This is a genomic window from Algihabitans albus (assembly GCF_003572205.1).
Lineage (GTDB): Bacteria > Pseudomonadota > Alphaproteobacteria > Kiloniellales > DSM-21159 > Algihabitans > Algihabitans albus.
Genome location: NZ_QXNY01000004.1, coordinates 293,652 through 305,873, shown reverse-complemented (window position 1 = coordinate 305,873; position 12,222 = coordinate 293,652). Strand labels below are relative to the sequence as shown.

At 64.7% G+C, this 12,222-nt stretch carries 9 protein-coding genes; 7 read left to right on the top strand and 2 right to left on the bottom strand.

All coding sequences use genetic code 11. The features are described from left to right. Positions 1 to 15: 15 nt before the first annotated feature. Positions 16 to 1,005 (top strand): NADP-dependent oxidoreductase, encoded by a 990-nt coding sequence (locus tag DBZ32_RS11530; RefSeq protein WP_119167302.1) that lies wholly within the window; start codon positions 16 to 18, stop codon positions 1,003 to 1,005. Positions 1,006 to 1,127: 122 nt separating this feature from the next. Next, positions 1,128 to 2,507 carry a glutathione-disulfide reductase gene (gene gorA, locus DBZ32_RS11525; RefSeq protein WP_119167301.1) on the top strand — a complete coding sequence of 460 codons (1,380 nt, stop codon included), beginning with the start codon at positions 1,128 to 1,130 and terminating at the stop codon, positions 2,505 to 2,507. A 35-nt stretch (positions 2,508 to 2,542) separates the two neighbouring features. On the opposite strand, the gene DBZ32_RS11520 is transcribed toward gorA, so the two are convergent. Then, complete coding sequence (locus DBZ32_RS11520) at positions 2,543 to 3,052, bottom strand: PAS domain-containing protein (protein WP_119167300.1); 510 nt, start codon at positions 3,050 to 3,052, stop codon at positions 2,543 to 2,545. A gap of 201 nt (positions 3,053 to 3,253) precedes the next feature. Between DBZ32_RS11520 and DBZ32_RS11515 the strand changes: the two genes are divergently transcribed. The 5 genes from DBZ32_RS11515 to gltX all read left to right on the top strand — a co-directional run bounded on the left by DBZ32_RS11515 (position 3,254) and on the right by gltX (position 9,872). Next, positions 3,254 to 4,654 (top strand): class II 3-deoxy-7-phosphoheptulonate synthase, encoded by a 1,401-nt coding sequence (locus DBZ32_RS11515; protein ID WP_119167299.1) that lies wholly within the window; start codon positions 3,254 to 3,256, stop codon positions 4,652 to 4,654. 66 nt (positions 4,655 to 4,720) lie between these two features. Further along, a complete protein-coding gene (locus tag DBZ32_RS11510) occupies positions 4,721 to 5,890 on the top strand; it encodes a nicotinate phosphoribosyltransferase (protein WP_162906728.1) in 1,170 nt (389 codons plus the stop codon). Between the two features lie 114 nt (positions 5,891 to 6,004). After that, positions 6,005 to 6,709 carry a glutathione S-transferase N-terminal domain-containing protein gene (locus tag DBZ32_RS11505; protein WP_119167298.1) on the top strand — a complete coding sequence of 235 codons (705 nt, stop codon included), beginning with the start codon at positions 6,005 to 6,007 and terminating at the stop codon, positions 6,707 to 6,709. Between the two features lie 69 nt (positions 6,710 to 6,778). Then, entirely contained in the window at positions 6,779 to 8,500 is a 1,722-nt protein-coding gene (locus DBZ32_RS11500) for an NAD+ synthase (protein WP_119167297.1), read from the top strand. A gap of 31 nt (positions 8,501 to 8,531) precedes the next feature. Then, positions 8,532 to 9,872 carry a glutamate--tRNA ligase gene (gene gltX, locus DBZ32_RS11495; protein WP_208539198.1) on the top strand — a complete coding sequence of 447 codons (1,341 nt, stop codon included), beginning with the start codon at positions 8,532 to 8,534 and terminating at the stop codon, positions 9,870 to 9,872. Here gltX and DBZ32_RS11490 read toward each other — a convergent pair. After that, a complete protein-coding gene (locus DBZ32_RS11490) occupies positions 9,862 to 12,129 on the bottom strand; it encodes a mechanosensitive ion channel family protein (protein ID WP_119167295.1) in 2,268 nt (755 codons plus the stop codon). The two genes, gltX and DBZ32_RS11490, sit on opposite strands and share 11 nt — an antisense overlap. Positions 12,130 to 12,222 lie beyond the last annotated feature (93 nt).

Below are 12,222 nucleotides of genomic sequence, written 5' to 3'. Positions count from 1 at the left end.
CAGTCAATCGTCGTCTTGTGCTCGCCCGGCGTCCGGGTCCCGAAGGGGGTCGCGCCGGACTGCTTCCGGCTGGAAGAGGCGCCGGCTCCGGCCGCTGGTGCCGGCCAGGTGCTGATCCGGGTCCTCTGGCTGTCCTGCGATCCCGCGATGCGCGGCTGGATCGCCGAAGGTCCCAACTACAGCGAGCCGGTGCCTCTGGGCGGCGTCATGCGCAGCTTCACCCTCGGTCGGGTCGAGGCGAGCGATCATCCCGACTATCCCGTTGGGGTTTACGTTCTCGGTCGCCAAGGCTGGCAGAACTGGGCGATCAGCGACGGCAGCGACATCGACCGGATCGTGGATCCGGAGCAGGGGCCGCTGTCGGCCAACCTCCACCTGTTCGGCATGACCGGTCTGACCGCCTACCTGGGCCTGTCCGACGTCGGCCGCCCGAAGCCCGGCGAGACCGTGGTGGTCTCGACGGCCGCGGGTGCGGTCGGCGCGCTGGTGGGGCAGATCGCCGGGATTCTTGGCTGCCGCACGGTCGGGATCACCGGAAGCCCCGAGAAGGTGGCCGACTGCCTCGACCGCTACGGCTACGACGCGGCGCTGAACTATAAGGACTACGAGACCGCCGAGGCCCTGGCCGACGCCTGTCCGGCGGGCGTCGATATCTACTACGACATGACCGCGGGTTGGATCTCCGATGCGGTCATGGGTCAGATCAATCTCGGCGCGCGGGTGGTCCTCGTCGGCACCATGGCGCTTCCCAGCGGTCCTCCGCCTGTCGGCCCAAGGTACAGCCGCCAGATGCTGGTCAAGCGTGCGACCATGACCGGCTTCCTGGTGCTTGATCATTTCGACCGGCTCGAGGAGGCGGTGACGGCTCTGGCTGCTTGGTATCGCGAGGGCCGGCTGCAGTATCGCGAAGATGTGACCGAGGGCCTGGAGCGGGCGCCACTCGCCCTGATGACGCTGCTCGACGGCAGCAATCGGGGCAAGGTGCTGGTGAAACTGGCCGAGTAACCGTCGCCGTCGTTCGGCGATCTGCGCCCTTGCGGCATGGCTGCTGCGATCTTCAGACTGTAGCAACGGCGCTGCTGATACCTAGATCCAGGCGCAACGGCGAGAGGATCTTTGAGCGAGCCATGGACGACTACGATTACGATCTCTTTGTCATCGGTGCGGGATCCGGCGGTGTGCGCGCGGCGCGCTTCGCCGCCGGCTTCGGGGCCAAGGTCGCCGTTGCCGAGGAACGCCATCTGGGCGGGACCTGCGTGAACATCGGCTGTGTGCCGAAGAAGCTGATGGTCTATGCCAGTCACTTCTCCGAAGATTTCGAGGACGCCGCCGGCTATGGCTGGACGGTGGGCGAGCGCCGCTTCGACTGGTCCAAGTTGATTGCCAACAAGAACAGCGAAATCGCGCGGCTCAACGGCATCTACGAGCGGCTCCTGATCAACTCGGGCGTCGAGATCGTCGAAGGCACGGCCGCTATCGAGGATGCCCACACCGTCGTCGTCTCCGGTCGGGAGATCCGGGCCCGCTACATTCTGATCGCAACCGGCGGCGTGCCGTCGCGCCCGAGCGAGCCCGGGCAGGACCTGGGTATCGTCTCGGACGACGTCTTCTATCTCGAAGAACAGCCGGAACGAGTTCTGGTTGCCGGCGGCGGCTATATCGCGGTGGAGTTCGCCGGGGTCTTCGGCGGTTTGGGCAGCCAAGTGACGCAGCTTTACCGTGGAAACCTCTTCATGCGCGGTTTCGACGACGATCTGCGCCACGGCCTGGCCGAGGAGATGCAGAAGAAAGGCATCGATCTGCGCTTCCACACCATCATCGACAAGACCGAGAGGACGTCCAACGGTCTGCTGGCCCACCTTTCGGGCGGCGACAAGCTGGAGGTCGATCAAGTTCTCTATGCCATTGGCCGACGCCCCAACATTGCCGGGTTGGGCCTGCACAGTGCGGGCGTCGCTCTGGGCAGGAACGGCGGCATCGAGGTCGACGGTTTCTATCGGACCTCGGTACCCTCGATCTTTGCGATCGGCGATGTCATCGACCGGATGCAACTCACGCCGGTCGCGCTTGCGGAAGGCATGGTGGTTGCCCGCCATCTCTTCGGCGGCCTGGACACGGCGGTCGACTACACGGACATCCCGACGGCGGTCTTCAGCCAACCGCCCCTCGCGACCGTCGGCCTGACCGAAGAGCAGGCGCGTAAAACCTTTGGCGCGGTCGATATCTACCGCTCCCGCTTCACGCCGATGAAGCACAGCATGACCGACCGTGACGAGAAGACCCTCATGAAGCTGGTGGTGGCGCGCGACAGCCAGAAGGTCGTCGGCGCCCACATGCTTGGACAGGACAGCCCCGAGATCATTCAGGGCATCAGCATCGCCCTGAAAGCCGGCGCGACGAAGGCCGATTTCGATCGAACGATCGGTATCCATCCGACTGCGGCCGAGGAGTTCGTCACCATGCGCGAGACGGTTCCGGAGCCGGAGGAGGCGCGCGCGGCGGAATAGGCCGCTCCCGGATAGATCGCGAAGCGCCGTTCGACTCACGCCACCGGAGAAGCGCCGGCCTGATCGGTCCAGTCGCGTTCGGAAAGCAGCACGGCTCCCGCCAGGATCATGTCGATCTCAAGCCCGTCGCTCGAGAGCGGCAGGTCGATATGTTCCGTCACGACATGCTCGCGTTCCGGCATTCGACTGAACTCGGGTCCGAACCTCAGGGCCTTGCGCTCTCGCGCCAGTCGCTCGTACTGCGCGCGCATCAGGTCCGTCACTGTCTGGTCTTTGATGTCGGACAGCAGACGCGGCACGGGCGCGAAGCGGTAACCCTGCAGAATATGCTCGCCCATCAATCGCAGCCGATAGTCACGACCGCCGTCCAAGGGCTCCACCAAGGCGATGTACGGCAGCAGGGGACCTAGATCGGCGGGATCGATGTCGGCGCGCGAGGGTGCCCAGCGCCCCGCGCAGCGCTGCGCCCAGTAGCTGTAGATTTTCTTCAAGACCGGATGCGCCAGTTGGCTTCCGTCGTCCAGAGTCTGGAGAGCATCGAACATCCGGCCGCCTTAAACCGCACCTGCAGCGTTGTGCCAAAGCGATGGGAAAAACCACTATCGCGACAGATTTTTGCATAAAATCCGAGAAAGAGCACGTATTTCGAGTGAAGGTAGTGGGGGTCACCCACCAAGACCCTGGATTCGTCCGACGGCAAGCGCTAGAACCGGCGGTCCCGCAAGGTAAAGGCAGGAACCGAGGCGATGTCCGCCACTCAGACCACCACCTGGACACCTGACAGCTGGCGCGCCAAGCCGGTACAGCAGGTGCCCGACTATCCCGACCCGGAGGCGCTTCGCCGCGTCGAGGAGAGCTTGCGCACCTATCCGCCTCTCGTTTTTGCGGGCGAAGCGCGAAAGTTGAAGGCGGATCTTGCCAAGGTTGCGGCCGGCCAGGCCTTTCTGCTGCAGGGTGGCGATTGCGCCGAGAGCTTTGCGGAGTTCCATCCCAACAACATCCGCGACACCTTCCGCGTCCTGTTGCAGATGTCCGTGGCGTTGACCTTCGGCGCCTCCTTGCCGATGGTGAAGGTCGGCCGGATGGCCGGCCAGTTCGCGAAGCCCCGCTCCGCGCTGACCGAAACCATCGACGGCGTTGAGCTGCCAAGCTATCGCGGCGACATCGTGAACGGCATCGAGTTCGACGCCGAGGCCCGGCAGCCCGATCCCGAACGATTGGTGCGCGCCTACAATCAGGCCGCGGCGACTCTCAACCTGCTGCGTGCCTTCGCGCAAGGTGGCTTTGCCGATCTCCATAAGGTGCACGCCTGGAACCTGCGCTTCGTCGCCGGGTCTCCTCAGGGCGCGCGCTACGACGAGCTGGCGGGCCGGATCGACGAGGCTTTGGCTTTCATGGCGGCTTGCGGCCTGACGCCAGAGACCGTGCCGCAGCTCCGCGAGACCGACTTCTACACCAGCCACGAGGCGCTGCTGCTGCACTATGAGCAGGCTTTCACCCGTGTCGATAGCCTGACCGGCGAGTGGTACGACACCTCCGCCCACTTTCTTTGGATCGGTGACCGCACCCGACAGCTCGACGGGGGACACGTCGAGTTCCTCTCCGGTGTGAAGAATCCCATTGGCATGAAGTGCGGACCGAGCCTCGAGGTCGATGATCTGCTGCGTCTCATCGATCGCTTGAACCCGGAGAACGAGCCGGGCCGCCTGACCTTGATCTGCCGGATGGGTCACGATCAAGTGCTGGAGAAACTGCCGCCGCTGGTCCGTGCCGTGGCCCGTGAGGGCCGACAAATCGTCTGGGCCTGCGATCCCATGCACGGTAACACCATCAAGTCGGTCTCCGGCTACAAGACCCGGCCGTTCGACCGCATCCTGAAGGAGGTGCAAGGGTTCTTCGCCGTTCACCGCGGTGAGGGCACCCATGCGGGCGGTGTGCATTTCGAGATGACCGGCCAGGACGTGACGGAGTGCATCGGCGGCGCTCAGGCCATCAGCGAGGAGCGCTTGGGCGATCGCTATCACACCCATTGCGACCCGCGCCTGAATGCCAATCAGGCGCTGGAACTGGCCTTTCTGATCGCGGCTGAACTGAAGGCCGAGCGGGCCGGCCGGGACATGCCGTTGAAACAGGTTGCTGGCGCCTAGAGCGATCACACATGCTCTAGCCGGCAGAAGCGGTCGCGGTGCGCGCGCCAGACGCGGGAGACAGCCATGCCGGACGATCCTAAGACAAGCAGATCCCTCGCTCAGCGGCTCGGGTACGGCCCGCGCGACGAGGCCGGCGTGGCGGCCTGGACCGACACCTACTTCAAGCGGACCAAGCGGATCGTCGAAACTTTCGGCGATTGCGAGGTGACCTACGCGCTCTTCATGCGCCGGCCGGTGATCTGTGCGCCGCGACTTGTCGTGGAGTGGTTGGAGGACATGGCGGCGCAGCGTGGGTTTCAGGTCGAGATCGAGCTGCGCTATCCCGAGGGCAAGTGGGTCGGCGCCGGCGAGCCGATCCTCTATGTCACTGGCCCGCTCTATCATCTCTCCGATCTCGAAACGCTGATGCTGCAGAAGCTGGGGCCGCCCTGCGTCGCGGCCTACAACGCCTATACGATGTGCGCGGACTTGCCGAAGGTCGGCTTCCTCGCGATGGAGGCACGGCATTGTGCCGGTACCGAAATGACCGAGCTGATGGTCTATGCCGCGTCGGTCGGCTCCGCGCGGGCCAAGCGTAAGGTCGGTGCTCTCGGTTTCGTCGGCACGGCGACGGACGCCACGGCCCATTTCCTAGGCAAGGAGCGGGGCATCGGCACCATGCCCCACGCCTTGATCGGCTATGCCGGGTCCACCGTGCGCGCCGCGGAGATGTTCGCCGAGACTTTCCCGGACGATCCGCTGGTGGTGCTGGTCGACTACTTCGCTCGGGAGATCACCGATAGTCTGGCGGTCTGCCGCCGCTTCCCGGAACGCGCGGCCAAAGGCGAGGTGTCGCTGAGGCTCGACGTCCCGGGCAGCCGCTACTTGGAGGGCCTCGACCCGGCGGCCAGCTATGCGGTGTTGGAGCGCAATGCGCCCTACGCCGTGCGCGGGTATCGCACCGACGAACAGTTGCGCAATCTGGTCGGCGCCGGAGTCTCGGCGGCGGCCATCTGGGCCTTGCGCGAGGCCCTGGACGCCGAGGGCTTCGACAAGGTGCGCATCGTCGGCTCCTCGGGCTTCGGCCCGGAGAAGTGCCGTATCATGGCGGAGGCCGACGCACCTTTGGACCTGGTTGGGACCGGCAGCTATCTGCCGTCCAAGTGGTCGGAGACCTACGCGACGGCCGATATCGTCGCCTACGACGGGCAACCGCGGGTCAAGGTGGGCCGCGAGTTCCTGCTGCGCCGCTGACGACGGCCCGGTTCGGGACGTTCTTGCCAAGCGCTTGTGCTTGCTCGGCGACTATCGCCGCGGAAAGCTCGACGGTAATCTCAATCCAAGTGCAACCTGGGAGACTCTGACTCAATGGCTCGCAAGCTCTACGAACGTGTCGGCAAGCAGGACAATCATCGTCCCAGCCCCTTTTCCTGGCGGGCGCGCTATGCGCTGGCTCACAAGGGCTTGGATATCGACGACCATGTCCCGGTCAAGTTCCACGACAAAGAGTCGATTGCCTTCTCCGGTCAGGGATTCGTGCCAATTTTGATCGACGGCGCGGAGACGGTTCATGACTCCTGGGCCATCGCCACGTATCTGGAGGACAGCTATCCGGACCGCCCGAGTCTGTTTGGCGGGTCGCAGGCCCTCGCACACTTCATGAACACCTGGGCCGACACGGCCCTGATGCCGGCCGTTTTCCCGCTGGTGATCACCGATCTCCACGCCAACATCGCCGAGGATGACAAGGCCTACTTCCGCGAGACGCGCGAGAAGCGCCTTGGCCGGACCATCGAGTCCTTCGCGGCGGACCGCTCGGCGTTCGAGGCCAATCTCGCCAAAGCGCTGGCGCCCTTGCGCGCTCAACTCGACGCTTATCCCTACGTCAGCGGACCCGAGCCGGCTTATGCCGACTACGCCGTCTTCTCGGTTTTCCAATTCGCCCGTTGCGTCAGCCCGACTCCGGTCTTGAGCGCGGACGATGCTCTGCGGACCTGGATCGACCGTATCTCGGCTCTGTTCGGCGGCTTAGGCGCTTCCTGCCTGCGCCTCGAAGAAGGTGTCGCGGCCTAAGGTGATCCTGCTCTAGGCTGCCCGACGTAGTATCCCGAGAAGCCTCGCTGGAAGAGACCTAAGACGCCTATGACCGACCGCTTGACCATTGCCCTGGCGCAGATCAACCCCACGGTGGGGGACCTGGCGGGAAACGCGGTACGGCTGCGCGCAGCCCGTGCGGCGGCGGCGGAGGGCGGTGCCGATCTCGTGGTCGCGCCCGAGCTCTGTATCTCCGGCTATCCGCCCGAGGACCTGGTGCTCAAGCCCGACTTCGTAAAGGGTGTCGCAGCCGTCGTCGGCGAGCTGGCGGCGGAAACGGCCGATGGCGGACCGGCCTTGCTGATTGGCGCACCCTGGCGTGATGACTCCCAAGGCGGCAATGGTTCCGGGCAGCCCGACGACCCAGAGGCCGCCACGCCGCTGCGCGGACGCGTCTACAATGCGGCCCTGTTGCTCGATGGCGGCCAAGTTCAGGCCGTGCGTTACAAGCACGATCTTCCGAACTACGGCGTGTTCGACGAAGCACGGGTCTTCGCCGCCGGGCCCTTGCCGGGTCCGATCAGCTTTCGCGGCGTGCGCCTGGGCGTCATGGTCTGCGAAGACATGTGGACGCCGGACGTCACGGAATGCCTGGAGGAATCCGGTGCAGAGATCCTGATCGTGCCGAACGGCAGCCCCTTCGAGACCGATAAGCTTGAGGAACGTCAGCAGCTCGCGATTCAGCGAATCACGGAAAGCGGCCTGCCGTTGATCTACGTGAACCAGGTCGGCGGCCAGGACGAACTCGTTTTCGACGGCGCCTCCTTTGCGCTCGACGCGGGCTGCCGGCTGCGCGCTCACCTACCGGCCTTCCAGGAAGCGGTGGGTCTCACCCATTGGGAGCGGACAGACGAGGGCTGGACTTGCCGCGACGGCGACCTGGTCGAGCCGCTGGAGGGCTTGGACGCTATCTATAGCGCACTCATGCTGGGCCTTAGGGACTACGTCGGGAAGTCCGGTTTCCCCGGCGTGGTGATCGGTCTGTCGGGCGGTGTCGATTCCGCGCTGTCGGCGGTCATCGCCGCCGACGCCCTGGGGCCCGAGCAGGTCCACTGCGTGATGATGCCGTCGCCCTACACCAGCGACCAGTCGCTGGAGGATGCAGCGGCGCTGGCGCGGCTCAATGGTCTGCGTCTCGACCAGATCGGCATTCAGCCGGCCATGGAGGCCTTCGAAGGCATGTTGCGCCCGGTGTTCGATGGCCTGCCGGCCGACACCACGGAGGAAAACATCCAGGCCCGTGCCCGGGGTATCGCGTTGATGGCGATCTCCAACAAGCTCGGCAAGATGGTGCTGTCGACCGGTAACAAGTCGGAGATGAGCGTCGGCTACTCGACGCTCTACGGCGATATGTGCGGCGGTTTCAACGTTCTCAAGGACGTTTACAAGACCACCGTCTACCGCCTCTGCCAATGGCGCAATCAGCAGCGGCCCGCCGCCGCACAAGGCTTCCAGGGTCGCACGATCCCCGAGCGGATAATCACCAGGGCGCCCTCGGCCGAGCTCAAGCCGGATCAGACCGACCAGGACTCCCTGCCGCCCTATGACGAACTGGACGACATTCTCGCCTGCCTGATCGAACGGGAGATGTCGCTCGCCGAGATCGCCAAGCGGGGACACGCTCTGGAGACCGTGACGCGAACCTGGCGCATGCTGGAGAATGCCGAGTATAAGCGCCGGCAGGCGCCGCCGGGCGTCAAGATCACCCGGCGCTCGTTTGGCCGCGACCGGCGCTATCCCATCGTCAATGCCTTCAAGAGCCCGCTCTAGGGCCCGATCCTCAGGGCAGTGTGATCTCCCCATGAAAGTTCGTTTCGCTCCCTCGCCCACCGGGCGGCTGCATGTCGGCAATGCTCGGGTCGCGCTGCTCAACTGGCTTTGGGCCAAACAGCAGGGCGGCGCCTTCCTCTTGCGCATGGACGACACCGACAGCGAGCGCTCGACGGCCGACTTCGCCGCCGGGATCGAAGAAGACCTGACCTGGCTCGGCCTCGCCTGGGATGCCTTCGCGCGGCAGTCCGACCGGGGCGATCGCTATGACGCGGCGGTGGAGAGCTTGAAGGCCGCCGACCGGCTCTACGCCTGTTACGAGACGGCCGAGGAACTGGAACTGAAGCGCAAGCTGCAGCTCAAGTCGGGCCGCCCGCCGATCTACGACCGTGCGGGGTTGCGGCTCACCGTGGCCGAGCGCGCGGCTTTCGAGGTTGAGGGGCGCCGGCCGCATTGGCGTTTCAAGCTGGAGGCGGCGCCTATTGCTTGGCGCGACGCGGTTCAGGGCGACAAGCACTTCGAAGGACAGCACCTCTCCGACCCTGTGCTGCTGCGCGGCGACGGACGGCCGCTCTACACCCTCTCCTCCGTCGTCGATGACATCGAACTGGATGTCACCCACGTTTTGCGGGGCGAGGACCACGTCGCCAACACGGCCGTGCAGGTGCAGTTGTTCGAAGCATTGGGTGGCGCCGTTCCCGCCTTCGCCCATCTGCCGCTGCTGACGGATCTCGCCGGCCAGGGGCTGTCCAAGCGCCTGGGTGCGCTCAGCCTCAAGGCGCTGCGGGAAGACTCCTTCGAGGCGATGACCGTCAACAGCTATCTGGCCAAGCTCGGCACGCCCGACCCCATCGCGCCCCATCAATCCCTGGACGCGCTGGTCGCCGGGTTCGATATCTCTCGCTTCGGCCGTGCCACGCCGAAGTTCGATCCCGGCGAACTCGAGCACCTCAATGCCAAACTGCTGCACGAGATGCCTTATGCCGACATTCGCCCCTGGCTGGAGGCACGCGGTCTGACGGACATCGAGGAACCGCTCTGGCTGGCGGTGCGCGGCAATCTGACCCGGCGCGGTGAGATCGGTCTCTGGCGCCAGGTCGTGAAGGGTACGGTCACGCCGCAGATCGAGGAGCCGGACTACGTTGCGCAGGCCGCCGAGCTGCTGCCGCCGGAGCCTTGGGATGAGACCACCTGGGGTGTTTGGACGGGCGCTCTCAAACAGGCGACCGGGCGAAAGGGCAAAGCATTGTTCCTGCCCCTGCGCAAGGCCCTGACCGGGCAGGGGTCGGGGCCGGAATTGGCGGCCTTGCTGCCGCTAATAGGTCGGGACAGAACCTTGGCCCGCTTGTCGCAGGACGAGCCTACGCCTTAGCAGGCTGAGCCGAGGCTTCGCGTTCGGCCTCCTCCGTTGCGATCGCGGCGGCAGCGGCGGACTCGGCCAGACGCTGCTTCTGATCGTCCGAGAGGGTGAGATCGGGCGGGAGTTCCACAGTGACCCTGCGGTGGGCGAAGGCGATGCCGTTTTCCTGAAAAGCCTTCTGAACCCTGTTGAAGAGTTCCTTGCGAAGCACGAACTGACGGCCTGGCCGGCTCATGAACTTGCCGCGCAGAATGATCGCGGAATCCTCGATCGACTTGATGCCCTGGCTCTTGAAGGGTTCGATGAAATCGACGCCGAGGTCCGGGTGCTCCAGCATCTCGGCGCCGACCTGCTTGAAGATCTTCTTGACCTTGCCGATGTCGGTCTCCGTCGGCACGCGGAACTCCATCTTCATGATGACCCAGTCGCGGCTGAAGTTGGTCAGGTGCTGGATTTCCCCGAACGGCACGGTGTGCAGCGGACCGAGGTGGTGGCGCAGGACCAGCGAGCGCACGTTGATCTTCTCGACCGTTCCCTTGACCGATCCGATGTCCACGTACTCCCCCTTGCGGAAGGCGTCGTCCATCAGGAAGAAAAGGCCGGAGACGATATCGCGAACCAGGGTTTGGGCACCGAACCCCACGGCGATACCGACTACGCCGGCGCCAGCCAGCAGGGGCCCGATGTCGACGCCCAGCGACGATAGGACGATCAGCACGACGATCACCGCGAGCGTGATCTGAATGAAGCGCAACACCAGCGGCATGATGGTTTCCAGCCGCGATGCGCTCGCGGCGCCGCCTTCGTCGCCACCGATGACGTCGTCGTCGTCGTCTTGACCCGTCAGATAATGGGCCAAGGCCGCTTTGGTGACGCCCCAGACGACGTAGGCGACCAGCAAGGTCAGGGAGATATCGACGAGGGCGCGCATCATCTCGGCGCCCAGACCGGCGCGGCCGAGCGTAAAGAAGTCTACGCCCCAGACCCGGCCGACCAGATAGACCGCGACGATCACCAACAGAATACGTGCGGCCCGTTTGAAGACGGGCAGTGCCTGCCGTCCGCCCTTGGACTGTCGCGCCGGGAAAAGATGGTCGAGCAGACAGCGCAGGAAGAAGTCGGCGGCCGGGATCAGCAGAACGACGATCAGGCTGATGAGCCCGGGGTAAGCCGCCGTCTCTTGTCCGACAAGGGTCTTGTAAGTCGAGAGCGCGTAGAGAAAGAGAATGTAGACGATGAAGGCGACATGCCACAGCGAGACCAGGCTGGTTGCAAACCGCCGCCGTGTTCCGTCGGCCTCGATCTGTGCCACGACAGCCGCGGTTATGGGTCTGTGCAGCCGCAGGACGCCGACGATCAGCAGGATCACCATGACGATGGCAAGCGTATGCAGCAGCAGTTCGTGCTGAACCTCAGGCAGGCCGAGGTTCAGGATCAAACCGCAGGCTAGCAGTCCGAAGGTGGCGACGTAGGCCGCCAGCATCAGCCAGCGGTGACTCCGCCGCGCCGTTTCGCTGTCGAAGGGCGCGATCCTCAGCTCGGGGGCGAAGGGGGCGAAGAAGAAGCGAGAGATGACGGAGATCAGGCGAACGATCACCAGGGCTGTCAGGAAGGTCATCACGACCATGCGGGTCGGTTCATGACCTTGATAGAGCACCAGAAAGCTTCCGAGAATCACCGCCGTAAAGATGGCCACGCCGAAGACGTCCAGGCCGAGTCGCACGATCAGGCGGCCGAGGCGCTGCAGCGCCTCGGCGTTGGATGGCGGACGTAGGCCTGCATAGAGCCCTCGGGCCAGCCAGCGATAGCCCCGCTCGGCCCCGAGCGCCAAAGCCGTTATGACGACGAAGAGGACCACAACCAGGAGCGCATGGTTTGGACCTCGTCCCTCGACGATCTGCGCGTAGGCGAATCCTGGGATGATCGTGAGATCGCCGACATGCGAGAGGCGTTCGCCCAAGCGCTCCTGAAACAGCGTGATGTCCCGGTGGAGCGCGTCGACGGCGCGAGCTTCCGTGCTTTCCGTCGGCGTATCCGTCGTCATGTAGGACAACATCATCTCGCGGACCTGCTGGTCGGAGAGGCGGGACAGCAGATCCGCGCGTTCTTCGGCGCTCAACTGGCCGAAGTCGACTTGAGGCGGTGGTGGCTCGGACAGGGCTAGAGGCACCTGTGCCAAGCCTGTCGCCGTCGTTAGCAGCAGAAAGATCGTGAAGCCGACAAGTAAGAGTGGAATTCGATGCGGTCTGAAGCCACTTCTGCCAGTCATCGGAATCTCCACTTACAGATATCAAGCCGTCGCTTGCACCATAGGAGTCTGATCCCGTTCGTTTTGCAAAATCTATATCGAAGTAAGGCCGGT